21 protein-coding genes are annotated in these 25,281 nt (G+C 67.2%); 2 read left to right on the top strand and 19 right to left on the bottom strand.

The features are described from left to right. Positions 1–98: 98 nt before the first annotated feature. The 3 genes from ACZ5V4_RS14480 to ACZ5V4_RS14470 form a co-directional block, all read right to left on the bottom strand. Positions 99–830 (bottom strand): DUF1194 domain-containing protein, encoded by a 732-nt coding sequence (locus ACZ5V4_RS14480; protein ID WP_464315573.1) that lies wholly within the window; start codon positions 828–830, stop codon positions 99–101. Between the two features lie 241 nt (positions 831–1,071). Then, the gene (locus ACZ5V4_RS14475) at positions 1,072–1,440 is read right to left on the bottom strand and encodes a response regulator (protein ID WP_464315572.1); all 369 of its coding nucleotides are present in this window, start codon (positions 1,438–1,440) and stop codon (positions 1,072–1,074) included. Positions 1,441–1,690: 250 nt separating this feature from the next. After that, positions 1,691–4,540: an EAL domain-containing protein gene (locus ACZ5V4_RS14470; protein ID WP_464315571.1), complete on the bottom strand. Its 2,850-nt coding sequence runs from the start codon at positions 4,538–4,540 to the stop codon at positions 1,691–1,693. A gap of 243 nt (positions 4,541–4,783) precedes the next feature. Here ACZ5V4_RS14470 and ACZ5V4_RS14465 point away from each other — a divergent pair, with 243 nt between their 5' ends. Then, the gene (locus ACZ5V4_RS14465; protein WP_464315570.1) at positions 4,784–5,995 is read left to right on the top strand and encodes a methyltransferase domain-containing protein; all 1,212 of its coding nucleotides are present in this window, start codon (positions 4,784–4,786) and stop codon (positions 5,993–5,995) included. A 134-nt stretch (positions 5,996–6,129) separates the two neighbouring features. Here ACZ5V4_RS14465 and ACZ5V4_RS14460 read toward each other — a convergent pair whose 3' ends face one another. From ACZ5V4_RS14460 to treS, 13 genes are all read right to left on the bottom strand, one after another. Further along, entirely contained in the window at positions 6,130–6,660 is a 531-nt protein-coding gene (locus ACZ5V4_RS14460) for a bacterioferritin (RefSeq protein WP_464315569.1), read from the bottom strand. Positions 6,661–7,284: 624 nt separating this feature from the next. Next, a complete protein-coding gene (locus ACZ5V4_RS14455) occupies positions 7,285–8,313 on the bottom strand; it encodes an SDR family oxidoreductase (protein WP_464315568.1) in 1,029 nt (342 codons plus the stop codon). Between the two features lie 170 nt (positions 8,314–8,483). Beyond that, complete coding sequence (locus tag ACZ5V4_RS14450) at positions 8,484–8,966, bottom strand: asparaginase domain-containing protein (RefSeq protein WP_464315567.1); 483 nt, start codon at positions 8,964–8,966, stop codon at positions 8,484–8,486. Continuing rightward, positions 8,963–10,480, bottom strand: coding sequence for an aspartate ammonia-lyase (locus tag ACZ5V4_RS14445; protein ID WP_464315566.1), 1,518 nt, complete (start codon positions 10,478–10,480; stop codon positions 8,963–8,965). The genes ACZ5V4_RS14450 and ACZ5V4_RS14445 overlap by 4 nt, the downstream gene beginning before the upstream one ends. A 67-nt stretch (positions 10,481–10,547) precedes the next feature. Continuing rightward, a complete protein-coding gene (locus ACZ5V4_RS14440; RefSeq protein WP_464315565.1) occupies positions 10,548–11,252 on the bottom strand; it encodes an ABC transporter ATP-binding protein in 705 nt (234 codons plus the stop codon). Continuing rightward, entirely contained in the window at positions 11,245–12,030 is a 786-nt protein-coding gene (locus tag ACZ5V4_RS14435) for an ABC transporter ATP-binding protein (RefSeq protein ID WP_464315564.1), read from the bottom strand. The genes ACZ5V4_RS14440 and ACZ5V4_RS14435 overlap by 8 nt, the downstream gene beginning before the upstream one ends. Beyond that, entirely contained in the window at positions 12,027–13,070 is a 1,044-nt protein-coding gene (locus ACZ5V4_RS14430; RefSeq protein WP_464315563.1) for a branched-chain amino acid ABC transporter permease, read from the bottom strand. The genes ACZ5V4_RS14435 and ACZ5V4_RS14430 overlap by 4 nt, the downstream gene beginning before the upstream one ends. Beyond that, entirely contained in the window at positions 13,070–13,963 is an 894-nt protein-coding gene (locus tag ACZ5V4_RS14425; protein WP_464315562.1) for a branched-chain amino acid ABC transporter permease, read from the bottom strand. The genes ACZ5V4_RS14430 and ACZ5V4_RS14425 overlap by 1 nt, the downstream gene beginning before the upstream one ends. A 92-nt stretch (positions 13,964–14,055) precedes the next feature. Next, the gene (locus ACZ5V4_RS14420; RefSeq protein WP_464315561.1) at positions 14,056–15,189 is read right to left on the bottom strand and encodes an ABC transporter substrate-binding protein; all 1,134 of its coding nucleotides are present in this window, start codon (positions 15,187–15,189) and stop codon (positions 14,056–14,058) included. Positions 15,190–15,275: 86 nt separating this feature from the next. After that, a complete protein-coding gene (locus tag ACZ5V4_RS14415) occupies positions 15,276–16,043 on the bottom strand; it encodes an IclR family transcriptional regulator (protein ID WP_464315560.1) in 768 nt (255 codons plus the stop codon). Between the two features lie 319 nt (positions 16,044–16,362). After that, on the bottom strand, positions 16,363–17,391 hold the full coding sequence (tdh, locus tag ACZ5V4_RS14410; RefSeq protein ID WP_464315559.1) for an L-threonine 3-dehydrogenase: 1,029 nt from the start codon (positions 17,389–17,391) through the stop codon (positions 16,363–16,365). Between the two features lie 26 nt (positions 17,392–17,417). After that, complete coding sequence (locus ACZ5V4_RS14405; protein ID WP_464315558.1) at positions 17,418–18,620, bottom strand: glycine C-acetyltransferase; 1,203 nt, start codon at positions 18,618–18,620, stop codon at positions 17,418–17,420. Positions 18,621–18,784: 164 nt separating this feature from the next. Beyond that, the gene (gene treS, locus ACZ5V4_RS14400) at positions 18,785–22,045 is read right to left on the bottom strand and encodes a maltose alpha-D-glucosyltransferase (protein WP_464315557.1); all 3,261 of its coding nucleotides are present in this window, start codon (positions 22,043–22,045) and stop codon (positions 18,785–18,787) included. Positions 22,046–22,392: 347 nt separating this feature from the next. On the opposite strand from treS, the gene ACZ5V4_RS14395 reads away from it, so the two are divergent. Further along, positions 22,393–23,091: an OmpA/MotB family protein gene (locus tag ACZ5V4_RS14395; protein WP_464315556.1), complete on the top strand. Its 699-nt coding sequence runs from the start codon at positions 22,393–22,395 to the stop codon at positions 23,089–23,091. A gap of 104 nt (positions 23,092–23,195) precedes the next feature. Here the strand turns inward: ACZ5V4_RS14395 and arsS are convergent, their stop codons facing one another. The 3 genes from arsS to ACZ5V4_RS14380 are packed head-to-tail and all read right to left on the bottom strand — an operon-like array spanning position 23,196 to position 25,168. Then, the gene (gene arsS, locus ACZ5V4_RS14390; RefSeq protein ID WP_464315555.1) at positions 23,196–24,128 is read right to left on the bottom strand and encodes an arsenosugar biosynthesis radical SAM (seleno)protein ArsS; all 933 of its coding nucleotides are present in this window, start codon (positions 24,126–24,128) and stop codon (positions 23,196–23,198) included. Continuing rightward, positions 24,125–24,466 (bottom strand): arsenosugar biosynthesis-associated peroxidase-like protein, encoded by a 342-nt coding sequence (locus ACZ5V4_RS14385; protein WP_464315554.1) that lies wholly within the window; start codon positions 24,464–24,466, stop codon positions 24,125–24,127. Before ACZ5V4_RS14385 ends, arsS begins: the two co-directional genes overlap by 4 nt. A gap of 18 nt (positions 24,467–24,484) precedes the next feature. Further along, the gene (locus tag ACZ5V4_RS14380) at positions 24,485–25,168 is read right to left on the bottom strand and encodes a TVP38/TMEM64 family protein (RefSeq protein ID WP_464315553.1); all 684 of its coding nucleotides are present in this window, start codon (positions 25,166–25,168) and stop codon (positions 24,485–24,487) included. Positions 25,169–25,281 lie beyond the last annotated feature (113 nt).

The following is a 25,281-nucleotide window of genomic DNA, read 5'->3' as shown; positions in this document are numbered from 1 at the left end:
CTTGGGCCGTCAAGCCAAGCGAGCCGGGACCATATTTCGCAGGGCGCGAAAAAGGCCCCGCCTGGGCGGGGCCTTCGCTTTGCTGAGGCGATGGAGGCTTAGGCCTTGCGGCGCTTGCGCATGAAGGCCGCGCCGGCGGCGCCCAGGCCCATGAGCAGCATGGTGCCGGGCTCGGGCACGGTGGGAACGATTTCCTGCTGCAGCTTCTGGAACACGGCGGTCTCGAAGGAGTTGAAGTCGGCGGCCACGACGATGAACCCGTTGGGGGTGATCACGTTGTTGGTGTACCAGGTGTCGAGGCCGGACTCGCTGCCCAGGATGGGCAGGCCGTTGATGGTGACGCCGTCGGCGAAGGCGTTGTTGCTGGCGGTCTTGGTGTTGGCGCCGTCGTTCTCGGAGCCGTCGCCGGAGATGTCCATGACCATGCGGGTGCCTTCGTAGCCATTGGCGAACAGGGTCGCGCCGAAGTTGATGGCGGAGCCCACGGCGGTCATGCCGCCGAAGGCGCGGGAAGTCGCGCCGATGGCGGTGGCGAAGGCGGCCGCGTCAGCGGCGTTGTTGATGAGCGTCCAGCCGACCAGTTGGCTCTGCTCGCTGGCGCCCGACCATTCGAAGTAGGTCACCGCGAAGGGAGAGAACGCGCCGAAGGCGGTGATGTTGTTGAAGGCGTTGATATAACCTTGCTTCTGGAGGGCGTACTCGGTGTTGTCCACACTGCCGGACACGTCGACTCCGAGGACCAGTTCGAGGGCTACGGGGACGGCGTGGGCCGAAGTCGCCATGACCAGGAACAGCGAGAGAACGACGGAGAACAGTTTGAACTTGCGCATGAGATTCCTCCTGGGATGGACACAATTTGCGTTTTGCTCCTGATAGCAAGTTGTGTTCCAGCAAAACGAAACCCTATCCATCTGAAAAAGCTGGCTTTCACCCCAGGCCTGTTCGCGTGTGGGTGTAAACCCGCCCGACAGGTGTCGTGCGGCATTACATGTCCGAAATTCATGGACACAAATACAGGCAAGCCCGCAGCAGTTGCGGTGAGGCCGGGCTGGCGAGGGGGCGGACAGCGGGTCAGTTGATCGTGAAGCCGTCCAGGATGTCCTTGAGCAGTCCGATGTCCAGGGGCTTGTTGATGAAGGCCAGGGGGCGCGTGGCGTCGGCCCTGGCGCGGGTGGAGTCGTCGGAGTAGGCGGTGACGAAGATCACGGGCACGTCGCGCTTGCGCTTGATCTGCGCGGCCGTCTCGATGCCGTCGAGCTCGCCGTCCAGGCGGATGTCCATGATGACGATGTCGGGATCCTTGCCGTCGAACTCCAGCAAGGCCTCCTCCCCGGAGGTCACGTTGCCGCACACGTCGAACCCGAGCTTCCTGAGCATCTTTTCGGTGGCCAGGGCGGCTATCACCTCGTCTTCGACGATCATGACCTTTGTAAGGCGCATTCTGCGAAACTCCTTGGGCAGGAAACCACCCGGCCCAACGCCTGACAGCGGCCAAGCGGAGGTTCCGGCCCCTCGCGGGCAATCCCACTATTCAGGCAAATACTCCCCAAGGCGCCGCCGCGTCAACCAGACAGAAGAAAATCAGTTTCCGCATGCCCTGGGTGTGTATTGTTTACAGGACAGGGGTATTCTTGACAACCTCAAAGGTGGTGAAAAGCCCCTTCTTCCCGTGGCAGGCCGGATCAGCCGGTCAGGAACGCCCGGGCAGCCCGGCCAGCAGGGCCAGGGCGGCGTCCCCGGCCAGGGGCCGGGCGTGCAGGAAGCCCTGCTGCATGCCGCAGCCGAGTTCCAGGAGCAGGTCGCGCTGGCGGACGGTCTCCACGCCCTCGGCCACCACGCTCAGGCCCAGGGCGCGGGCCATGGTCACGATGGCCCGGACAACGGCCAGGTTGCCGGGCTTGTGGTCCATGGCCATGACGATGGACAGATCGATCTTCAGGTCGGACACGGGCAGGCGGGTCATCAGGGCCAGGTTGGAGTAGCCGGACCCGAAGTCGTCGATGGAGAGGCGCACGCCGAGCCCGGCCAGCTGTTGCAGGCGCTCGATGTTGTGCGGGGATGCGTCCATGATCGCGGTCTCGGTGATCTCCAGGTGCAGCTGGCGCGGGTCCAGGCCGTACCAGTCCAGCACGTCGCGCACCTTGTCCGCGAAGCCCGGGTCGCCGAGCTGCAGCGGCGAGACGTTCACCGACACGAACACGCCCCCGGCGGCGGCGTGCTTGCGTTTCCAGCGCGAGAGCGTGCGGCAGGCGGCGTCCAGCACCCAGTCGCCCAGGCGGATGATGAGCCCCGTCTCCTCGGCCATGCGGATGAAACGCATTGGCGAGATGAGCCCGTGCTCCGGGTGGTACCAGCGGCAGAGCACCTCGAAGCCCTCGGGGGCCCCGCCCCTGGAGGCGTCCACTATGGGCTGGAAGGCCAGCTGCAGCTGCCCGTTCTCCAGGGCCAGGGGCAGCTCCTGCTCCATGAGCCGGATGGACTTGACGTCCTCCAGCAGGCGCGCGGTGAACACCTTGGGCCTGCCCTTGCGCGACTGCTTGGCGTGGTGCATGGCCAGGTTGGCGTTGCGGATCAGTTCGTCCGCCGTGGCCTCCGGGGGCGGGTTGAGCTCGATGCCCACGGAGGCGTTGATGGTCACCTCGCTTCCGTCGATGTCCATGGGCCCGGCCAGGGCCGAAGCGAGCCTGCGCGCCAGCCGGACGGCCTCCCTGGCGATGCTCACGCCCCGGGCCAGGACCACGAACTCGTCGCCACCGTAGCGGGCGAGCGTGTCGCCCTCGCGCAGCACGGACTGGAAGCGCTCGGCGGCCTGGCGCAGCACGGCGTCGCCCGCGCTGTGCCCCAGGCTGTCGTTGATGACCTTGAAGCGGTCCAGGTCGATGAACAGCAGGGCGAAGCTCCACTCCCGCTCGCGCCTGGACCAGGCCATGGCCTGGGCGATGCGGTCGCGCAGCAGGGCGCGGTTGGCCAAACCGGTGAGCGGGTCGTGCAGGGCCATGTGCCGGAGCCTGGACTCCATCTCGTGGCGCTCGGTGATGTCGCGGCCCTCGGCGATGAGCAGCACGGGGCCGCCGTCGTCGCCCGGGACCGCCTGCACCGAAAAATCCACGTGGATGACGCCGCCGTCCGGGGCGGTGTGGGTGGTCTCGAAGCGGGGCCTGCCGCCGCCGGCGGCCTCGGCCAGGGCCATGCGCAGCTGGAGTTGCTTCTTGGGGTCGTCGTTCCACCAGGGGGTATCCTCGAAGGGGAGCCCGGCCACGTCCTCCAGGCGCGCGCCCACGGCCCCGAGCCCTGCCGGGTTGACCTGGATGAGCACCCCGTCCGGAGTCAGGAGCCCGAAGTAGCCCTGCGTCTGCTCGAAGAGCGTGCGGAATTTCTTCTCGCTGGCCGAGAGCCTGGCCTCGGCCTCGCGGCGCTCGGCGTCTCGCGTGGCCAGCTTGTCCGCCATCTCGTTGAAGGTCTTGCCGAGAACGCCGAGTTCGCCGCCCAGCCGCGTCCAGCGGGCCCTGGCCGTGAGGTCCCCCTCGCCCAGGCGCCGCGCGGCCTGCACGAGCCTCGCCGCCGGTTCCGCCAGGTTGCGCAGGCTGAGGAAGCGGGCCAGCCAGAGCGCGGCCAGGGCGGCGGCCAGCAGCCAGCCCAGGTTGCGCGCCAGGGCCTGGCGCGACTGCGCCTCCACGGAAGCCACGGGGATGGTCAGCATCAGCGTGGCGTAGGGCTCGCCCCCGGCGGGCAGGGTCAGGCGCTTGAAGGTGTAGAACCTGAGCCTGCCGTCGCTGCCCGTGGCCCTGAAGAACCCCGACTCCCCGCCGGAGCGGACGTGCCCCATCACCTCGGCGGACACGGGTGCTCCCTCGGGAAACCCGGCGGAAGCAGGATGGCGGTGCAGCCTGATGCCTTTCTCGTCCACGAGTTGGACGGACTCTTCCGGCGGCAGGCGCAGGCTGGCCAGGTGGCCCTCGGCGAAGCCCAGCGGCACCGCCGCGACGAGCATGCCGTCGAACCGGCCCGAACGGTCCTTCCTGGGCCAGGCGAAATGGAAGGCGGGCTGGCTCGTGGATTTGCTGTGGGAGAACTCCCCCGCGGAGAAGCGCATGGTCGCGACGCCCTGCTTCCAGTAGCGCTCGGCGGTCACGCTCGCGCCCAGGGGCAGGGGCCTGGCCCCGGCGATGAGGCGGCCTTCGCGATCGGCCAGGGCGAAGGTGATGTAGGCGGGGTTGGCGGTGAGGAAATCGCGCAGGATGCGTTCACGCCCGTCCTGGCCGGATTCGGGCAGGGCCTGGATGAGCTGGTCCATGGTGGCCAGGAGCTTGCGTGTCTCGTCGGCGAACTGGAGCTGGAGCGCCTGGAACGACTCCGCCACGTTGAGCGAGGAGCGCTCGAAGTCCTCGGCGTAGCGCCTGTCCTGCTCGATGCTCAGGTAGAAGACCAACGCCAGGGCCGGGGCCAGGGACGCCAGCGTGACAACGACGAGCGTGCGCCGGATGTGGCCGGTCAGCAGGGGCTTGCGCTGCGTGCTTGCCTGATCGGTCCTCTGGCTCATCGACCGTCCTGGTGAAAACGGTGGTTGCGGCTGGCCTCAGACGAATCGACGGTCCAGGTGGGACGGCCCCCCCGTATCGTGTGGAGATTCCCTACATAATTATCCCGTGGATTTCCAGAAGTTCCACGCCCTCCGGCATTTTTGACAATACGGTGCAAGGGGTTATATCAAGCAAGATGGAGCGGGCCATGGCCGGGCCGCGTGAACCTCGAACCCAATCCAGGGTGAGCAAAGAAGGAGAGTTTGGCGCCCATATCCGACAACACGTTCGCGGTGCTCGATTTCACCCTTTCCTGGCAAAGCGCCGAAGCCCTCCACGAGGAGCGCTTCCTGGCGCGCAAGGTCAACCCCTGGCGGGACCTGTTCCCCCCCGGCTTCAGGGAGGCGCTCGAGGGGCTTGGCCCCGGGGGCTCGGCCCGCATGGATTACGAGCCGGGCGAGGCCCTTCCGAGCCGGGACGCCTCGCTCCTGGCCAGCGTCCCGGCCGCGCTGCCCGTCCCCCCCGTGGTGGCGGGCCGGATGGTAACGCTCGAGCGCGGGCGTTTCTACCCGCGCGGGCTCTTTCACTCGCTTCCGGGCGTTTTCCCGCAGGACGCGCGCCCTGCGCGGGTCCTGGACGCCTCCGAAGACAGGATCGTCCTCGACCTCAACCACCCCATGGCCGGGCGGGCCTTTACCCTTGAGGCCCGGGTGGCCGAAGTGGCGGCCAAGGCGTCCGACACCGGGGGCAGACTCTCCTGCTGGATCGAGGAGATCTGCGACTTCGGCCCGGGCATGCAGGTCCGCGTGGCTGATGGCCGCCCGACCTGTTTCGCCGGCGAGGGCGGATTCTCCCGCCTGGACGAATCCCCGGATACCCTCTTCCACGCCGCGCCACGGCTCGTGGCCCACATGGACAAGACAGCCTCCGCGCACCTGCGGGACATCTACGCCGCGAGCCTGGGCCCGGAATCCACGGTGCTCGACCTGATGTCCTCCGTGCACTCGCATCTGCCTGACGGGCTCGCCCTGGACGTGACGGGCCTGGGCCTCAACGCCGAGGAGATGCGCGCCAACCAGGCGCTGGCGCGCCACGTCGTCCAGGACCTCAACGCGAACCCCACCCTGCCCTTCGCGGACCACAGCTTCGACGCCGCCACGCTCTCGCTCTCCATCGAGTACCTGGCCCGCCCCGGCGCGGTGCTGCGCGAGGCGCGGCGAGTGCTCAAGCCCGGCGGCCAGCTGATGGTCGGATTCTCCAATCGCTGGTTTCCCACCAAGACCGTCGCCCTCTGGCTGGACCTGCACGAGTTCGAACGCATGGGTTTCGTGCTGGACCTTTTCCTGCAAGATGGCGGCTTCACCAGCCTGTGGACGAAGAGCGTGCGCAACTGGTGGCGCCCCGCCGAAGATCCGCACGTGGGCAAGACCTGGACCAGCGACCCGGTCTACGTCGTGGGGGGCCAAAAGGCCTGAGCCGGACCGGGCGCGCGACCTTATCCGGTTCGCTACGCGTGCCCGGTTCATGCCCCGCGCAAGGAAGCCGCACGCAAAAGGCCCCGCCCGGAGCGCGCTCCGGGCGGGGCCTTGCGGTCGTGGCCGGCGGGGGCTTACGCGCCGCCGCCGATGACGAAGCCCTTGGTGGTGCCGCCCGTGGAGGCGGGGGTGCCGGCGATCTTGGAGAGGTAGGTGTCGCCCAGGGACTTGATGTGGCCGTCAACGTTGTCGAAGTAGTTGAAGTGAGCCTGCTCCTCGTCGATGATGGTCTCGAAGAGCTTGGCGCTGATGCTGTCGCCGTTCTCGCGGCAGACGTTCAGGAACTTGTTGTACTGGTCGATGGTGTCGTCCTCGAGGCCCGAGTCGAAGGGATAGATGACCTTCACGTCCTGGCCCTTCTCCACCTTTCCGGGGGCCGAGGACACGGGCTCTCCGCCCAGTTCCTTGACGCGCTCGGCGAACATCTCGGCGTGGCGCATCTCGTCGATGGCGATGAGCTTCATGTTCTTGGCCAGCTCGCCGTAGTCCATGCTGTCCAGGTTGTAGTGCTGGTTCATGTACTGGCTGATGGCGTGGAGTTCCATGCCGCGGGCGGTGTTCAGGGCCTCGATGACCTTTTCCTTGCGGGCCTGTTTGTCAGACATCTTGCGCTCCTTGTGAAATTGTATGTGGTCCTGCTTTTCCTACCGTAACAGGGGCTTCCCTCGTGAGAGGTACCCGGCTTCTAACACTTTTCCCGGCCAAACCCAAGCGGATTAGAAAATCTCCCGCCCCCCCACTCGCCTAGGAAACGGCCCTCCTGGGCCTTGCCTCCGCCGGCGGGCGGGCCGTTTCAGGCTCGTTTCCTTGGCGGACGGTGGGGCTTTCGCGGTTTGCCATGAAATATTCCTAACAAGGAATCAGCCGTCAATGCAAGCAGTATATTACAAATCATGATTGTTTGAGAACACATGGAGTCATCCACCCGCCACCGGAGAGAAGCGCGAGAGTGCCGTGCTTCCGGCAATTTGGCGCGGCCCGGCCGAGCCCGGGCCGCAAGATGAAAAAAAATTCATGAATGAAGCAGAGCGCATGAGAAAGGCCACGCCCGAGGCGGCGGAGGCAAGGCCCGGGAAGCGCGCTTCCAGACGGGCGGCATGTCATGGCAAAGGGTGATACCAGCGAAGCGGAAAGGCGGGGTCCGGGGGCAGATGCCTGCCCCCGGCGGGTGCAGGGCGGAGCCCTGCCGGGGCGTGGGGCAGCGCCCCACTTCAAAAAATCCTGAAGGCTTACGCCTTCGAGCTCTGCTCGAAGTAGAACTCGGCCGCCATGGCCAGACCTTCCTTGACCAGCACGGCGGGCTCGTACCCCAGGAGGTTCCGCGCGGCCGAGATGTCGGCCAGGGAGTGGCGCACGTCGCCCGCACGCTCGGCGCGGTGCGTGGGCTCGGCCGAGGCCGCCTCGGGCTTGCGGCTTGCCACCAGCTCGCGCAGCATCACGTAGAGTTCATTGAGCGTCGTGCGCTCGGCGCAGGCCACGTTGTAGGCCCTGCCCGTGGCCCCGGGGCGGCTGGTGAGCGCGGCCAGCAGGTTGGCGCGCACGGCGTTCTCCACGTGGCAGAAGTCGCGGCTGGTCTCGCCGTCGCCGTTGATGAACACGGTCTGGCCGGTGAAGAGCGCGTCGAACCACTTGGGGATGACCGCCGCGTAGGCCCCCTCGGGGTCCTGGCGGGGGCCGAAGATGTTGAAGTAGCGAAGCCCGATGGCCTCCATGCCGTAGCAGGAGCCGAACACGCTCGCGTAGAGCTCGTTGGCGTACTTGGTCACGGCGTAGGGCGAGAGCTGGTTGCCGATGCGTTCCTCGAACTTGGGCAGCTCGGGGTGGTCGCCGTAGACGGAGCTGGACGAGGCGTACACGAAACGCTTCACCCCGGCGTCCTTGGCCGCCGTGAGCATGGCCACGAAGCCGCCGGTGTTCACGGCGTCGGTGGTCACCGGGTCCTCGATGGAGCGCGGCACGCTGCCCAGGGCGGCCTGGTGCAGCACGTAGGAGACGCCGGAGCAGGCGTCCTTGCAGGCCTCGGGGTCGCGGATGTCGCCCTCGACGAAGCGCAGGCGCTTCCAGGCCTCTTCGCCCACCAGGGCGCGTACGGCCTCCATGTTGGACCGGTGCCCGGTGGCGAAGTTGTCCATGGCCGTTACTTTCTGGCCGAGCGAAAGCAGGCGTTCGACCAGGTTGGAGCCGATGAACCCGGCCGCGCCGGTGACCAGCCAGGAGCCGGGATTGGCTTGAAGCGATTGTGCTGCGGACTCGTACACGTGCGATGCCTCCTTGGGACCTGCGCGGCGGCCGGACCAGGGCCGCCTGGCGTGATGAAAGCGCCGCCCCTGCCCTGCCGTGGCCTCGGCGGACGGACGCCCGGCTCATGTGAAACACTTTGCGGGTCTTGGCAACGAAAAAGCGCCGGAAGATGGAAAGAGCCCGGGCGTCAGACCGCCTCGAAGCGCCCGGCGTCGCGATTCTTGCGCACCTTGCCCGCCTCGAACACCTGCCCGCTCATGGCGATGTACACGCCCTCCTTCAGGCTCTGCACCGCGCCCACGGCGCAGCCCAGGTTGAAGGGGGCGTCCGAGCCCTTGAAGCGCGCCGGGCTCAAGGCCCCGGTGAACACGATCACCTTGCCGGGCAGCCCGAAGAGCGCGGCGGCGGTGTCGGTCATGGTGTCGGTACCGTGGGTCACGATGACGTGGCGGCAGGGGTCGGCGGCGATGAGCGAGCGCAGGAGCCCCCTGTCCCCGTCGGTCAGGTGCAGGCTGTCCTTGCGCAGCACCTCGCGGACCTCGAAGTCGAAGGCCACGTGGGCCTCCTTGAGGATCTCGCCCGCCTGGGGCTCGCCCACCTCGTAGTCGGAGAGGTCGTCGAAGTAGACCTTGTCGATGGTTCCGCCCATGGAATAGATGGATATCTTCACGCGTGTCCTTCCTTGCATGCGCCTTGCGCGGCCGAAGCTTCCTGCCCTTCCCCGCCCGGCAGGAAGCAGACGTATTCCTTTTTGGCGGCCGTGGGCTTGAGCATGGCCGAGGGGTCGAGCACCTCGTCCAGGCGCGCATCGTCCCAGCCCAGGAGCTCGCGCGCGGCCTCGCGCACGGCCGCGCCCGTCCGGGCGGCGTGCTTGGCCACCTTGGCGGCCATGTCGTAGCCCACGTAGGGGCAGAGCGCCGTGGCCAGGCCGAGGCTCGCCTCCACGTACTCGCGGCAGCGTTTCTCGTCGGCCTCGATGCCGGCCACGCACTTCTCGGCCAGCACCAGGCAGCCCCGGCGCAGGAGCATGAGCGAGTTGAACAGGTTGTGCGCCAGCACCGGCTCCATGGCGTTCAGCTCCAGCTGCCCGGCCTCGGCGGCCATGGTCACGGTGAGGTCCGAGCCGATGACCTGGAAGGCGATCTGGTTGACCACCTCGGGGATCACCGGGTTGACCTTGCCGGGCATGATGGACGAGCCCGGGGCCATCTCGGGCAGGCGTATCTCCCCGAGCCCGCAGCGCGGCCCCGAGGAGAGCAGGCGCAGGTCGTTGCAGATCTTGGAGAGCTTCACCGCCGTGCGCTTGAGCACGCCCGAGAACTGCACGTAGGCCCCGGCGTCCTGGGTGGCCTCCACCAGGTTCTCGGCCAGGATCATCCTGTGGCCGCCCACCTGCGTGAGCAGGGCCACAACCAGCGGCGCGTACTCGGGCGGGGCGTTGATGCCCGTGCCGATGGCCGTGCCGCCCAGGTTGATCTCGCGCACCAGGTCCAGGGCCTCCAGCAAGCGCTGGCGGTCCTCCTCCACCATGACTGCCCAGGCCTTGAATTCCTGGCCCAGGGTCATGGGCACGGCGTCCTGGAGCTGGGTGCGCCCGATCTTGATCACGTGGGCGAACTCGCCGGCCTTGGCCTCGAAGGCCTGGCTCAGGCGGCCCATGGCCTTGTGCAGGGCCTTGCCCATGATGATGAGCGTCAGGCGGATGGCCGAGGGGTAGACGTCGTTGGTGGACTGGGAGAGGTTGACGTGGTTGTTGGGGTGCAGGAAGGCGTAGTCCGCCCTGGGGCGCCCGAGGATCTCCAGCGCCAGGTTGGCGATGACCTCGTTGGCGTTCATGTTGCTGGAGGTGCCCGCCCCGCCCTGGATCACGTCCACGCGGAAGTGCCCCCGGTGCTTGCCCGCCATGATGGCGTCGCAGGCCTCGCAGATGGCGTCCGAGCGCGTGCGGTCCAAAAGCCCCATGCGCTCGTTGGCCATGGCCGAGGCCTTCTTGATGGCGGCCAGGGCCTTGATGAACTCCGGGTAGTGCGAGATGCGCACCCCGGTGATGGGGTAGTTGTCGATGGCGCGCTGGGTCTGCACGCCGTAGAGCGCGCCCAGGGGGACAACCACCTCGCCAAGCGAGTCCGACTCGATGCGGTGCGGCTTGAGCGCCCGCTCGGCCGCTGAGTTCTTGAGAGGCATGCCGCGTCCTTTTGGCTCGTGTTCGCTCGGTACCCGGCCGGGATCGCGGCCGGGCGGCCGCCAGGGGTCATCCGCCCAGGTAGGCCTCGCAGACGCGCTTGTCCTTGAGGAGCTCCGCGCCCGTGCCGTCCAGCACGATGGAGCCGGTCTCCAGCACGTAGGCGCGGTGTGCCACCTTGAGCGCGGCGAAGGCGTTCTGCTCCACGAGCAGCACGGTCATGCCCTTGGCGTTGATGGTCTTGATGATCTCGAACACGTCGCGCACCAGGAGCGGGGCCAGGCCGAGGCTCGGCTCGTCGAGCATGACCAGCTCGGGCTTGCTCATGAGCGCGCGCCCCACGGCCAGCATCTGCTGCTCGCCGCCGGAGAGCGTGCCGCCCTTCTGCTGCCTGCGCTCGAACATGCGCGGGAAGAGCTCGAACACCCAGGCCATGTCCTTCTCGATGCCGTCCTTGTCGTCGCGGCTGTAGGCCCCGAGCATCAGGTTCTCGTACACCGTGAGGTGCGGGAATATCCGCCTGCCCTCCGGGGACATGACGATGCCGGACTTGACCACGTCCACGGGGCTCGCGGAGCCGATGTCCTTGCCGTCGTAGGTGATGGAGCCCTTCTTGTTCTTGATGAGCCCGGCGATGGCCCGCAGCGTGCTCGACTTGCCCGCGCCGTTGGCCCCGATCAGGGTGACGATCTCGCCCCTGGGCACGGTGAGCGAGATGCCCTTGAGCGCGTGGATGCCGCCGTAGTGGACGTGGAGGTCCTTTATCTCAAGCATCGCAATGGGCCTCCTCGCCCAGGTAGGCCTCGATGACCTTGGGGTTGGACTTGATGGCCTCCGGCGGCCCCGACGCGATGGTCACGCCGTAGTCCAGGACCCAGAGGTTCTCGCAGATCTCCATGACCAGCTTCATGTCGTGCTCGATGAGCAGCACCGTGAGCCCGAAGCGGTCGCGGATGTCGCGGATGAAGCGGATGAGCTCCTGCGTCTCCTGGGGGTTCATGCCCGCGGCGGGCTCGTCCAGCAGCAGAAGCCCGGGGCGCGTGGCCAGGGCGCGCGCGATCTCCAGGCGGCGCTGGGCGCCGTAGGGCAGGCTCGCGGCCTTCTCCCCGGCAAGGCCCGCCAGGCCCACCACGTCCAGGAGCTCCATGGCGGTCTCGCGCATGGCCGCGTCTTCCTTCAGGTAGCCGGGCGTGAAGAACACGGCCTGGAGCCAGTTGGTCTTCTGGCGCAGGTGCCCGCCGATGAGCACGTTCTCGAGCACGGTCTCGTTGCCGAAGAGGCGGATGTTCTGGAAGGTGCGCGCGATGCCCTCCTTGCAGACCAGGTGCGGGGGCAGCCCCGTCATCTCCCGGCCCTTGTAGAAGGAGCGGCCCGAGGTGGGCTTGTAGAAGCCCGTGATCATGTTGAAGCAGGTGGTCTTGCCCGCGCCGTTGGGGCCGATGAGCCCGGAGATGCTGCCCTTGCGCAGCTCGGCGCTGAATTCGCTCACGGCGGTGAGGCCGCCGAAGCGCATGGTCAGCTGTTCGACCTTCAGGACCGTCTCGGAGCTCATTTGGACTTGCCTCCCTTGCCGAACACGCCCGCCACGTTTTGCCAGGAGAACTCGCGCATGCCCATCAAGCCCTCGCGCCTGAAGAGGATGATCACGATGAGCGCCAGCGAGAACACCACCATGCGCATGCCCGGGATGCCCGCCATCTCGAACCCGCCGAAGCTGATGGGGTTCTCGACCACGCGCAGCCACTCCAGGAGCACCGTGATGCCGATGCCCGCCAGCACCGAGCCCGTGATGGAGCCCAGGCCGCCCGTGACCACGATCATGAGCACGTTGAAGGTGAGCGTGAAGAGGAACATCTTGGGGTCGATGGTGGTGAGCATGCTGGCCAGGAGCGCCCCGCCGACTCCCGCGAAGAACGAGCCCACCGAGAAGGAGAGCAGCTTGTAGCGGAACACGTCCACGCCCATGGCCTTGGCCGCGGTTTCGTCGTCGCGGATGGCCTTGAGCACGTTGCCCGTGTTGGACTTGAGCAGGCGCACGATCACGTAGAGCGTCACCAGCATCCAGCCCGCGTTCCACCACAGGTCGGCATGGGCCGGGATGCCCTTGAAGCCGAGCGCGCCGTTGGTGATGCCGGTCAGGTTGGTGGCCAGCACGCGCACGATCTCGGCGAAGCCCAGGGTGGCGATGCCCAGGTAGTCGTCGCCGAGCTTCAGGAGCGGGATGCCCACCAGCGCGCCGAACAGCGCCGCCACGAGCCCGCCCGCGATCACGGCCACGAAGAACGGGGCCTGGGCGTTCAGCACCCACTCGTGCGCGCCGCCCAGGATGAAGAGCATGTCCTTCTGGTCGGGCGACATGATCAGGATGGAGCAGACGTAGGCCCCGATGCACATGAACCCGGCGTGGCCGAGGCTGAACATGCCCGTGAACCCGTAGATCAGGTTCAAGGACAGCGCCAGGATGATGTTCACCGCGATCAGGTTGAGGATCTGGAGCTTGTAGCCGTCCAGCGAGCCCTGGGCCCACCAGATGAACAGGCCCAGCGCGCCGACCGAGGCGATGTTGAGCAGGGAAGCGGTTGCGCGGTTCATCAGACCTTGTCCTCCGCTCTTTCACCGAAGAGCCCGGTGGGTTTGAACAAAAGGACCCCTATGAGCAGGATGAAGGCGAAGGCGTCGCGGTAGCCCGCCAGGTCCGGGAAGAAGGCCACGGTCATGATCTCGATGAAGCCCAGGGTCACGCCGCCGACCACCGCGCCCTGGATGGAGCCGATGCCGCCGAACACCGCCGCGATGAACGCCTTGAAGCCGGGGATGGCCCCCATGACCGGCTGGAGCTGCGGGTACCTGAGCGCCCACATGATGCCGCTGGCCGCGGCCAGGGCGGAGCCGATGCCGAAGGTGATGGCGATGATCCGGTTGACGGGCACGCCCATCAGGTAGCTGGTCTCGATGTCCTTGCTGATGGCGCGCATGCCGAGGCCCGTCTTGGTGCGGTAGACGATGTACATGAGCCCAAGCATCAGGAGCACCGAGAGCACCGGCACGAAAAGCGTGATGGGCAGGATGCGCACGTTGCCCACTAACAGTGGCTGTTCCATCCAATCGGGCCGGTACACGGCGCGGGGGATGGCCTGGAAGAAGACGACGCACACGTTCTGCAGGAAAAATGAGACGCCGATGGAGCTTATCAGCGCCGAGATGCGCGGAGCGTCGCGCAGGGGCCGGTAGGCCACGCGGTCCACCATGATGCCCACTCCGGCGGTGAGCAGGATGGACAAGACGATGACCAGCGGCCAGGGCAGCACCGTCAAGGTGACTCCCCAGAACACGAAATACGCACCGATCATGAAGATTTCGCTGTGGGCGAAGTTGATCAGGCGCAGGATGCCGTAGACCATGGTGTAGCCGATGGCGATGAGCGCGTACAGGCTTCCCAGGGTCAGGCTGTTGAGGGAGTGCTGAATGAAGGTTTCAACATTCATGGGAAAGTCCTTTTGCAGTGCCGGGGGAATGGGCGGGGATCCTTACGGGATCCCCGCCCTTGATCGTCGAATGAGTCGCTGACAGCTTACGCTTACAGCTCGGGAGCGATTTCGCCCACGTAGGTGTTCTTGCCGTCCTTGATCTCGAGCAGGCCGACAGGCTTCACGGCGTCGTGGGTCTCGTTGATGGTGGTGGAGCCGGTGACGCCGGGGAAGCCCTTGGTCTCGGCCAGGGCCTTGGTGATGGCGGCGGGGTCGGCGGAATTGGCGCGCTTGATGGCGTCGATGATGATCATGTAGGCGTCGTAGCCCAGGGCCGCGTTCACGTTGGGCTCCTTGGAGGGGTAAGCCTTCTTCCACTCCTCGGTGAACTTCTTGGCCGTGGCGTTCATCTCCTTCATCTCCGGATGGTAGGGGAACGTGGTCTGCACGAAGCCTTCCACGGCCTTGCCACCGATCTTGGTGATCTCCGGGTTGTCCATGGCGTCGCCGCCCATGATCTTGAAGGTGGCGCCCAGTTCCCTGGCCTGCTTCATGATGATGGCGCCCTCGGCGAAGTAGGAGGGGATGAACAGGACGTCAGGCTTCTCGGCGATGATCTTGGTCAGCTGGGCGGTGAAGTCCTGGTCGCCGGACTGGTAGTTCAGGGTGGCCACGACCTGGCCGCCCATCTTGGTGAAGGACTTCTTGAAGAAGCTGGAGAGGCCCACGGCGTAGTCGCTGGCCACGTCGACCAGCATGGCGGCCTTCTTCAGGCCCAGGGTCTTGTAGGCGTAGGTGGCGGCGCCGGCGCCCTGCAGGGGGTCGATGAAGCACACGCGGAAGATGTACTTCTTGCCCTGGGTCACCAGGGGGTTGGTGCAGCTGGTGCCGACCTGGGGGATGCCGGCCTTTTCGGAGTTCTCGCCGCCGGCCATGGCCAGGGAGGAACCGTAGGTGCCGATGATGGCCTGGACTTTCTCCTTCTCGATCAGGCGCTTGGTGGCGTTGGCGGCCTCGACCTTGTCGGACTTGTTGTCCACCACGAACAGCTCGACCTTCTTGCCGAGGACGGTTCCGGCTTCCTTGTGGGCCAACTGCACACCCTCGAGTTCGAGCTGGCCGCCGAAGGCGTTCTGGCCGGTCAGGGGCAGGAACACGCCGATGCGGACGGTGTCGTCCGCGGCCCAGGCCATGCCCGCGAAGGCGAAGATCATGGCCATGCACAGAGCAAGAATCCTTTTCATCGACTCCCTCCATGTTTGCGTTTACCGGCCTGTCGCCCCGCACCTGCGGGACGGCCGGATGAGTTGCGTACCCGAGGCTGGCGGCGCTAGAGCGTGACCACCGCCGAAATCTTCTTGGCCAGCTCCACCAGGTAGCCCGAGAAGCGCGCCTCGAACTCCTTCATGGAGTACTGGTCCGTGGTGGAGTCGAAGCTCACCCCGCCCACCACCTTGCCCGTGCGCAGCGAGAAAAGCGGCGCGCCGATGGCGATGAGCCCGGGCACGAACTCCTCGTTGTTCACGGCGTAGCCCTGCTCGCGGGCCTTTTTCAGCTCCGAGGCGAGTTCGGTCCTGTCCACGATGGTCCGCTCGGTCTTGGGCGAGAGCGCCAGCCTGTCCATGAAGCCGTCCAGGTCGGCGGGCTCCATGAAGGCCATGGCCGCCTTGCCCGTGGCCAGGTAGTAGGGCTCGGAGGAGTAGCTGAAGGAGCGGAACACCGAGGTGTCCTTGGATTCGTGGCGATAGATCAGGTAGATGGCGTCGCCCGAGAGGATGCCCACGTCCACGTGCACGCCGTGCTTGCGGAAGGCCTCCTCCACGAAGGGCTTCACCTGCTTGATCATCTCGCTCTTTTCCATGATGGCGTGGGCCAGCGAGAGCGAGCGCACGCCCAGGTGGTAGAGCCCGGTGCGCTCGTCGCGGCGCAGGTAGCCCAGCTCGCGGAAGGTGTTGACGTAGCGGTAGACGGAGGTCTTGTTCAGGCCCACCCTGGCCGCGATCTGGCTCAGGGTGAAGCCGGCGTCGCCCAGGCCGAAGATATCCAGAATGCGAAGACCCTTGGCGAGCGTTTCGGAGGCGTTGTCCTTGCCCTTCACCTAAACTCTCCTGACGGCTTTCGCGTGGTCTGCCTGGCAGGCCTGGCGCGGTTGTTCGCGAAGCGAAGTGTTTCTCTCAGTGAAACGTCGTGATTGATTTCGCTGCGGTCTAGACTTCCAGAGTAATTTTGTCAACAACAATAAAATCGACAAATGTGCAAAACGGACCGGCCGAATCGGCAGGTGGCGGAGGCGGGGCGGGATTCGGGACGATCGGCCGGGATTCGAGGGAGTTGCGAAGGCGCGGGGGGAGGAACCGGAAGCGCGGGACGAGGCCGGCGCATGCCGGACCCGCCCCGCTCGAAACGCGATCGACGCCTTACGCGCCCCAGTCCAGGATGACCTTGCCGCTGGCCCCGCTCATCATCACCTCGAAGCCCTTCTGGAACTCCTCCACCGGGAAGTGGTGGGTGATCACGGGGCGGATGTCCAGACCGCTCTGGAGCATGGCCGTCATCTTGTACCAGCTCTCGAACATCTCGCGGCCGTAGATGCCCTTGATGACGAGGCCCTTGAAGATCACGTCGTTCCAGTCGATGCGGGTGTCCGAGGGCGGGATGCCGAGAAGCGCCACGCGCCCGCCGTGGTTCATGTGCCTGAGCATGTCCGCGAAGGCCTGCGGCGCGCCGGACATCTCCAGGCCCACGTCGAAGCCCTCGGTCATCTTGAGTTCCGCCATCACGTCTGCGAGCTTCTCGCGCGAGACGTTCACGGCCCTGGTGGCCCCCATCTTGCGGGCCAGGTCCAGGCGGTAGTCGTTGACGTCGGTGATCACCACGTGGCGCGCGCCAACGTGCCGGGCGATGGCCGCGCCCATGATGCCTATGGGCCCCGCGCCCGTGATCAGCACGTCCTCGCCCGCCAGATCGAAGGAGAGGGCCGTATGCACGGCGTTGCCGAAGGGGTCGAAGATGGCGGCCAGGTCGTCCTCGATGTCTACCGGGATCTTGAACGCGTTGAAGGCCGGGATGGAGAGGTAGTCCGCGAAACACCCCGGGCGGTTCACGCCCACGCCCACGGTGTTGCGGCACAGGTGCCTGCGCCCGGCGCGGCAGTTGCGGCAGAACCCGCAGGTGACGTGGCCCTCTCCGGACACGCGGTCTCCGATCGAGAAGCCGCGCACCTCCTGGCCCATGGCCACCACCTCGCCCACGAACTCGTGGCCCACGTGCATGGGCACGGGGATGGTCTTCTGGGCCCACTCGTCCCATTTCCAGATGTGCACGTCCGTGCCGCAGATGGCGGTCTTGCGGATTTTTATCAGCACGTCGTTGTGCCCGACCTCGGGTTTCGCGGTGCGGATGAGCTTGAGCCCGGGTCCGGCCTCGGTCTTCGCCAATGCTCTCATATGTTCGTTTCCAATATTGCGTTTTTTTATTTGATCGCGCCGAGCGCCCTGCCCACCTTGGCGAAGGCCTCGACGCAGCGGTCGACCTGTTCGGGGGTGTGGGCCGCGCTCATCTGCGTGCGGATGCGCGCCCTGCCCTTGGGCACCACGGGGTAGGAGAAGCCGATGACGTACACGCCCTCCTTGAGCAGTTGCTCGGCCATGCGCGCGGCCAGGGCCGCGTCCCCGAGCATCACGGGGATGATCGGGTGGCCCTCCCCGGCCAGGGTGAAGCCGAGGGCCTGCATCCCGGCGCGGAAGCGCGCGGCGTTGGAGCGCACGCGCGCGCGAAGTTCCGAGCCCTCTTCCCCGGCCAAAAGCTTCAGCACCTCCACCGAGGCCGCCGCGATGGACGGGGACAGGGTGTTGGAGAAAAGATACGGTCTGGAGCGCTGGCGCAGGATGTCCACGATCTCCTTGCGCCCGGACGTGAACCCGCCCGAGGCCCCGCCCAGGGCCTTGCCCAGGGTGCCGGTGATCACGTCCACGCGGCCCATGACCCCGCAGTGCTCGATGGAGCCGCGCCCGCCCTGGCCCACGAAGCCCACCGCGTGGGAGTCGTCCACCATGACCAGCGCGCCGTAACGGTCCGCCAGGTCGCACACGCCAGCCAAGTCCGCGATGATGCCGTCCATGGAGAACACGCCGTCCGTGGCCACGAGCTTGAACCGCGCGCCCTCGGCGTCGGCCTGCTTGAGCTTGGCTTCCAGATCGGCCATGTCGTTGTTGGCGTAGCGGAAGCGCTTGGCCTTGCACAGGCGGATGCCGTCGATGATGGATGCGTGGTTGAGCTCGTCGGAGATCACCGCGTCCTCGGGCCCCAGGATGGTCTCGAAGAGCCCGCCGTTGGCGTCGAAGCAGCTCGAATAGAGGATGGTGTCCCCGGTGCCCAAAAAGGCCGTCAGGTCGGCCTCCAGCTTCTTGTGCACGGTCTGGGTGCCGCAGATGAAGCGCACCGAGGCCATGCCGAAGCCCCAGCGGTCCAGGCCGTCCTTGGCCGCCTGGATCAGGCGGGGGTCGTCGGCCAGGCCCAGGTAGTTGTTGGCGCAGAAGTTGAGCACTCCCGCCCCGCCCTCCAGGCGGATCTCGGAGGACTGGGGGCTCGCGATGACGCGCTCGGGCTTGTAGAAGCCGTCCGCTCGGATCTGGTCCACCGTGCCCTTCAGGTGTTCGAGGAATTTCTCGCGCATGTGTGTCTCCCCGGGGGCGCGCGCATCGTCCGCGCCCGAGCCCCCTGCGAATGGCCGCAGTTAACCGCATCGTCCAGCGCAGGCAAGCCCTTCCGGCACGTCCGGTTCATTTGACAAATTACGCAAACCCGTGATCGTCTCTTTCGATTCTGTAATCGAAACGATCATTCCTTCTCCGGGAACACCCGCAGGTACGAGCCCACCAGGTCCAGAAGCATGGCCGCGTCCTGCCCGGCGTCGTCGATCTCCCTGACGAGCTGCCTGAGCAGCTGCTCGAGCAGGAAGAGCTCCAGAAGCCTTTGCGCGTCCCGGGGCTCCCTGGGCAGGCGCGCCGAACGGGCGTCCGCGTCCAGGTAGGAGCGCACGAAGGCGTGGCAGGCGCTCCAGCGCCACAGCGAGAGCCACGGCCCCAGGCCCTCGGCGTCCTTGGGGTTGCGCTCGCGCTCGCGGCGCATGGCCCGGGAGGCTTCCAGGAAGATGGACACGGTCATGCCCGCCACGTCCCGCAGGGGCGAGCGCTTGATCACCCGCTCGCCCAGGGGCAGGCGCGCGTCGCCGTCGAAGTCGCAGAAGAGGATGTCCTTGCCCCGGCGCAGCACGTTCGTAAGCCCGAAGTCGCCGTGGATGCGGATGCGCTGTCCCGAGGGCGCGAGCCCCGTGAGCGCGCCGAAGCGCCCGAGCACCGCCCGTAGGGGCAGCTCCGCGCCGTCCGGGAGAAGTCCGCCCGTGCAGGAGCCCACGGCCAGGGACGCCTTGTGGGCCATGTTGCGCATGCTCTGGTAGCTGGCGCGCAGGTAGAGCTTGGTGAAGGGCTCGGGCGCGAAGGCCTGGCCCGGCAGGCCCGCCAGGGCCTTGTGCAGCTCGGCCGTGCGCGCGCCCAGTCCCCGGAAGAACTCCAGCACGTATTCGCCCATGAGCTCGGCCTGGGCCGGGGTCGGTTCCGGCGGGGTCCTGGGGCCGAGGTTCTCCGAGTCCGGGGCGGGCTCGCCCGAGGCCAGCACGCGCTCGAAAAAGCTGGCCACGGCCTGGGCCGTGAAGGCGCGGCCGTCCTCGGCGCCCTGCACGAACTCCCTGGCCAGGGCCAGGGTCATGGAGCCGTGCCCGTCGGCGTAGGCCAGGGTGCCGAACAGCTTGGGGATGCCCGGGAAGCGGGCCTTGCCCAGGGCCTGCAGGAGTTCCAGGTCCTGGCTTTGCCCTTCCTCTGGGCGGCGGAATATCTTCACCATGCAGGCGTCGTCCAGCACCCAGCACACGGCCCGGCTGGTGCCGCGCATGAGCCTGTAGCGCTCCTCCGGCAGCCTGGAGAGCTGGCGCATGGCGCGCACGGCAAAGGCCTCGCCGGTGAAATCGCCGGAAATCCCCCTGCGCCTGCGCCCGGAGGCCATGAAGGCCACCAGCCGCGATACCGGCCCGGCCTGGGAGAGCCCGGAAACCACGCCCATGGGCTCGGGCCCGCCGGACACGCGCACGGCGATCCGGCCCGGGTCGCGCGCGGCCAGGTCCTCCAGGCGCTCGCCGGTCACGGGTTCGGAGAGCAAGAGGTGCGTGACCATGGGGTCCTGCCCGTGCAGGCCCTCGGCCAGGATGAGCTCCGTCCCCGGGTCCTGTCCGCCCAGGGGGCAGCGGTCCAGGAGCCTGACCTCGCGCGGGGGCTCGGAGGCCACGTCGCCCGGCCAGCCGAGGGCCATCAGGTGCGGGCAGACGTCCTTGACGGCCGCGTCCATGGCCTCGCGCAGGGTGCCCTTGCCCGCCCTGACGTGCGCCACCGGGGTTCGGCGCGCCTCGGCCTGGGCGGCCAGGGCGGCGGCCGGTTCCAGGCGCAGCCAGAAGTGGTCGTGGGGCCCAAGGGTGAAGAGGTAGGGCGTCTGCCCGATCTCGGGGAAGCGCGAGCCGCCGAACACGTCCACCGGGACGAACCCGGCGTGGGCCGAGAGGTCCAGGCGCGCGGCCTGGGCGAAGCGCGAGAGGTTCACCAGCACGAGCACGATCTCGTCTTCGTGGATGCGCAGGAAGGCCAGCACCCGGGTGTTCTCCCCGCGCACGAATTCGAGCCTGCCCCTGCCCAGCGCGGGCTGGGACTTGTACGTGGCCACAAGCCTGCGCATCCACCACAGGAGCGAGGTGGGGTTTCGCTCCTGGGTCTCCACGTTGACCACCTCGTAGTGGTACTCCGGGTCGATGACCACCGGCAAAAAGAGCGATTGCGGGTTGGCCCGCGAAAAGCCCGCGTTGCGGTCCGGGCTCCACTGCATGGGCGTGCGCACGCCGTTGCGGTCGCCCAGGTGGTAGTTATCGCCCATGCCCAGTTCGTCGCCGTAGTAGATGATGGGCGTGCCCGGGAACGAGAACAGCAGGAAGTTTATCACCTCCATGCGGCGGCGGTTGTTCTGCATGAGCGGGGCCAGGCGGCGGCGGATGCCCAGGTTGATGCGCGCCTTGGAGTCTCGGGCGTAGGCCCGGTACATGTAGTCGCGCTCCTCGTCGCTGACCATCTCCAGGGTCAGCTCGTCGTGGTTGCGCAGGAACATGGCCCACTGGGCGGATTCCGGGATGGGCGGGGTCTGCTCCAGGATGTCCACCACGGGGTGGCGGTCCTCCATCTGCAGGGCCATGAAGATGCGCGGCATCACCGGGAAGTGGAAGGCCATGTGGCATTCGTCGCCGTCGCCGAAGTAGTGCACGGCGTCCTCGGGCCATTGGTTGGCTTCGGCCAGGAGCATCCTGCCCGGATATTTCGCGTCCACGTAGGCGCGCAGCTCCTTGAGGAAGGCGTGCGTCTCGGGGAGGTTCTCGCAGTTGGTGCCCGCGCGCTCGAAGAGGTAGGGCACGGCGTCCAGGCGCAGGCCGTCCACGCCCATGGAGAACCAGTGGTCCATCACCTTGAGCATGGCCTTGCGCACGGCCGGGTTGTCGAAGTTGAGGTCGGGCTGGTGGGAGTAGAAGCGGTGCCAGTAGTAGGCCTTGGCCACCGGGTCCCACGTCCAGTTCGAATGCTCGAAATCCTTGAATATTATCCGCGCCTGCCGGTACTTGTCCGGGGTGTCGCTCCACACGTAGAAGTCCCTGGCCACGCTGCCCGGCCGGGCGCGGCGGGCGCGCTGGAACCAGGGGTGCTGGTCCGAGGTGTGGTTGAGCACGAGCTCGGTGATCACGCGCATGCCCCTGGCGTGGGCCTCGCGCAAAAAGCGCCTGAACGAGGCCAGGTTGCCGTAGTCGGGGTGCACGGAGGTGTAGTCCGCGGTGTCGTAGCCGTCGTCGCGCAAGGGCGAGGGGTAGAACGGCAGGAGCCACAAGGCCCCCACGCCCAGGCGTTCCAGATAGTCGAGCCTCGAAGTGAGGCCCTTGAAGTCGCCCACGCCGTCCCCATCGCCGTCGGCGAAAGAGCGCACGTGCAGTTCGTAGATGATCGTCTCTTTATACCACATGCTTGCCGTCCGTTGAGCGCGCCCAGGCCGGCATGGTGCGCCGGGCGCCTGGAAGGTGAAAAGGCCCGGGGCGGCGCGATGCGGCCACGGGACGCTTCTGAGGATGCTCCCGGAATACCCGCGCCGCATCGTTTTTTCAACAAAAGAACGTCCAGCATGCGCGGCGCGCACTGCAACCGCGACGCAACGCCGCCTCCCGGCCCTTCTCCTCAGCCCGCCAGACAAGGAAAAATATCCCGGAAAACCGGCTGGATGCTTTACAGTGCTGTCGCCATGGGAGTACGTTCCGGACAGATCGGAAAAAGATGCGGAGCGGGCCGGGTCCGCGCCGCTTCGGGGAGGTCCCCATGGCCCAGACGGGCAGGAAAGTGATGATGGTCCTCGCCGCGCTCGCGCCGGTGGTTGCCACGGTTGTCATCGTGGCCATGCTTTTCGGCGTTCGCGACCCCTTGGAGAAAGCCCGTCTCTGGGCCCTGGAGGCCCTGGGGGGGGCCGTGGCGCAGGCCCCGCGCGAGGCTCCTTCCGCGCCCGGGGCCCCCTCCCAGGCCGAGGCGGGCAGGCAGATGGAGAGCGCCTATTCGGAGCTGGTCAGGCAGCTCGAACCCCAGGTGAAGTCCGAGCAGATCGGCATCGAGCAGTCCCAGGGCAAGCTCGAGATACGCTTCCTGGAACAGGTGCTCTTCGATTCGGGCAGCGCGAAGATAACCCGCGAGGGCCAGGAGGTTCTGGAGAAGACCGGCCAGGCCCTGGCGCTCATCAAGGGCAGGCCCTTCACCATCCTGGGACACACCGACAACAGGCCCATCCAGACCGGGCAGTACCCCTCCAACTGGGAGCTCTCCACGGCCCGGGCCTCTTCCGTGGTGCGCTTCCTCTCGGAAAAAGCCGGGATCGAGCCCGAACGCTTCTTCGCCGTGGGCCGCGCCGAGTGCGACCCCGTGGGGGACAACGCCACCGACGCCGGACGCATGAAGAACCGCAGGGTGGAGATACTGGTGACGGACCTGGAATGCCTGGCCCTGCCCAGCCGGGCGGCCGGGCGCTGAGGCCGGGCAAGGCCCGCGCGGGAAAAGCCGGAACACGGCCCGGACCGGACCGCCTCGCGGGGACGCCGGGCAGGACGCCTGAACTAGGCGTCCACGGTCCCGCTTCAGGTGAAGCCCGAGCCTGCCGTGCAGGCGAAGCAGTGGTCCCCGGTGGCGATCTCCACGCCCTGCTCGCTTCCGGCGAACTCCTCCACGCGCCTGGCCCCCAGCGAGGGCAAACCGGCGGCCTGGTTGAAGTCGCAGTCGTAGAGGGTTCCGTCCCAGGCCACGGAGACGATATTGCGGCACATGAGCCCCGGGACAACGCCCGGGTTGAAGCGTTCGCGCAGCGAGTCCATGTAGGATTCGTGGTTGCCCGTGCGCTCGAGCCATTTCTTGAAGCGCCCGAGCGGCACGTTGGCGAACACGAAGAGCGAATCGAACTTCAGGCCGTGGCGGCCCGCGAGCTCGCGCTTGAAGGTCTTCTCGGCCGAGCACTGGCCCGGGGGCATGAACGCCCCGGCCGGGTTGGAGGCCAGGTGCAGCTCGAGCCCCCCGCCCATGCCGAATCCCGCCGCGTTGAGCGCGCGGATCATCTCGATGCTGCCCGCCAGCACCCCCTGGCCGCGCATGGCCGACACCTGCCCCTCCTTCACGGCGGGCAGCGAGGCGACCAGGGTCCAGCGGCCCTTCGCGAACGCGTCCACCAGCCAGGGCCGCCCGGCCAGGGCCAGCAGGTTGGTGCGGAAGATGCGCTGGGGGAAGAGCCGCGCCAGGGCGTCGAGGAAGCCCTCGATGCCGGGCACCATCTCCGGGGCTCCGCCCGTGACGTCCACGGCGTCGAAACGCATGCGCCCGGCCAGCGCCAGCACCTCGGCCATGGTCCGCGACCCCATCACCTCGGTCCTGGAAGGCCCGGCCTCCAGGTGGCAATGGCGGCATACCAGGTTGCACAGGTAGCCCGTGTTCACCTGGAGCGTGCGCGGCGCGTCCTTGAGGAGCACAAGCCCCTGCGCGGCCAGGGTGTCGCGGAAGCTCGGGCGCTCGGGTCCGCTCATGCGTCCTGCATGGTCAGCTTTTCGGCGATCTTGCGCATCTGCACCCCGTGCACCAGGGCCGCCCCGCCCCGGATGGCGTTGGCCACGTGCACGGCCTCGGTCATCTCGGCGAGGTCCGAGCCCTTCTCCAGGCAGCTCCTGGTGTAGGCGTCGATGCAGTAGGGGCACTGCACGGCGTGGGCCACGGCCAGGGCTATGAGCGCCTTCTCGCGCTCGGTGAGCGCGCCGTCGGCGAACACCGAGCCGTAGTAGTCGAAGAACTTGCGGGCCAGATCCGGCGCGTCCTTGCCGATCTCGGCGAAGCGGGCCAGGTCCTTCGAGTCGTAGTAGTCGGACATCCGTCTCTCCTTTTCGCGTCACCGCGCCTTGGCCCGGCGCGCCTTCACCGCCTCCATGACCTTCTTCACCGCCAGGGGAAACACCCCCAGCAGCGCAAGCGAAACCAGCAGCCCGGGCGAGAGGATCGACGACGGCGACTCGATCCTGCCCAACTGGCTGCCTGCGTTGACGAAAACCATCGTTCCCGGGAGCATGCCCAGCTGCGACACCCAGTAGAACGTGCGCAGTGGCATGGGCGTGAGCCCCATGAGCAGGTTCACCAGAAAGAACGGAAACACCGGGATGAGCCTGAGCGTGAACAGGTAGTAGGCCCCCTCGCGCCGGAAACCCTCGTCCACGCGCGAGAGCCTGCCGCCGAAGCGGGCGCGCACCCAGTCTCGCAGCACGTAGCGCGAGGCGAAGCAGGCCAGGGTGGCCCCGATGGAGCTGGCGAAGGAGACAACCACGAGGCTCGTCCAGAACCCGAAGAGCGCGCCCCCCACAAGGGTCATGGCCACGGCCCCGGGCAGGCTCAAGGCCGCCACCAGCACGTAGAGCCCGAAGTACGCGCCGACCAGCAGCGCGCCGTGCGTGACGTAGAGGTCCTGGAACTCGCGGCGCGAGGCCTTCAGGTGCTCGAAGCTCAGGTAGCTGTCGAGCCCCAGGGCGAAAAAGAGGGCCACGGCCGCTACCGCCGCCAGGACCAGGAGCAGTTTCTTCATCGTTCCGCCTTGGCGAGCCTGGATGGGGCCGCACCGGAAAACACCGCGAGGCGAGGCCCACCGGACCATTCTCTACACGCGGCGGGCCCGCGTGGCAATCGAGGCCGGACATC

Source organism: Fundidesulfovibrio sp. YSD1 (genome assembly GCF_055397115.1).
This window is presented reverse-complemented; position numbering and strand designations above follow the sequence as displayed.

Excerpts from the sequence above, each read along its gene's own strand:
- ACZ5V4_RS14480 (WP_464315573.1), bottom strand. The coding sequence starts at position 830 with ATGCGCAAGTTCAAACTGTTCTCCGTCGTTCTCTCGCTGTTCCTGGTC.
- ACZ5V4_RS14475 (WP_464315572.1), bottom strand. The coding sequence starts at position 1,440 with ATGCGCCTTACAAAGGTCATGATCGTCGAAGACGAGGTGATAGCCGCC.
- ACZ5V4_RS14470 (WP_464315571.1), bottom strand. The coding sequence starts at position 4,540 with ATGAGCCAGAGGACCGATCAGGCAAGCACGCAGCGCAAGCCCCTGCTG.
- ACZ5V4_RS14460 (WP_464315569.1), bottom strand. The coding sequence starts at position 6,660 with ATGTCTGACAAACAGGCCCGCAAGGAAAAGGTCATCGAGGCCCTGAAC.
- ACZ5V4_RS14445 (WP_464315566.1), bottom strand. The coding sequence starts at position 10,480 with ATGCCTCTCAAGAACTCAGCGGCCGAGCGGGCGCTCAAGCCGCACCGC.
- ACZ5V4_RS14440 (WP_464315565.1), bottom strand. The coding sequence starts at position 11,252 with ATGCTTGAGATAAAGGACCTCCACGTCCACTACGGCGGCATCCACGCG.
- ACZ5V4_RS14435 (WP_464315564.1), bottom strand. The coding sequence starts at position 12,030 with ATGAGCTCCGAGACGGTCCTGAAGGTCGAACAGCTGACCATGCGCTTC.
- ACZ5V4_RS14430 (WP_464315563.1), bottom strand. The coding sequence starts at position 13,070 with ATGAACCGCGCAACCGCTTCCCTGCTCAACATCGCCTCGGTCGGCGCG.
- ACZ5V4_RS14425 (WP_464315562.1), bottom strand. The coding sequence starts at position 13,963 with ATGAATGTTGAAACCTTCATTCAGCACTCCCTCAACAGCCTGACCCTG.
- ACZ5V4_RS14420 (WP_464315561.1), bottom strand. The coding sequence starts at position 15,189 with ATGAAAAGGATTCTTGCTCTGTGCATGGCCATGATCTTCGCCTTCGCG.
- tdh (WP_464315559.1), bottom strand. The coding sequence starts at position 17,391 with ATGAGAGCATTGGCGAAGACCGAGGCCGGACCCGGGCTCAAGCTCATC.
- ACZ5V4_RS14405 (WP_464315558.1), bottom strand. The coding sequence starts at position 18,620 with ATGCGCGAGAAATTCCTCGAACACCTGAAGGGCACGGTGGACCAGATC.
- treS (WP_464315557.1), bottom strand. The coding sequence starts at position 22,045 with ATGTGGTATAAAGAGACGATCATCTACGAACTGCACGTGCGCTCTTTC.
- ACZ5V4_RS14395 (WP_464315556.1), top strand. The coding sequence starts at position 22,393 with ATGGCCCAGACGGGCAGGAAAGTGATGATGGTCCTCGCCGCGCTCGCG.
- arsS (WP_464315555.1), bottom strand. The coding sequence starts at position 24,128 with ATGAGCGGACCCGAGCGCCCGAGCTTCCGCGACACCCTGGCCGCGCAG.
- ACZ5V4_RS14385 (WP_464315554.1), bottom strand. The coding sequence starts at position 24,466 with ATGTCCGACTACTACGACTCGAAGGACCTGGCCCGCTTCGCCGAGATC.
- ACZ5V4_RS14380 (WP_464315553.1), bottom strand. The coding sequence starts at position 25,168 with ATGAAGAAACTGCTCCTGGTCCTGGCGGCGGTAGCGGCCGTGGCCCTC.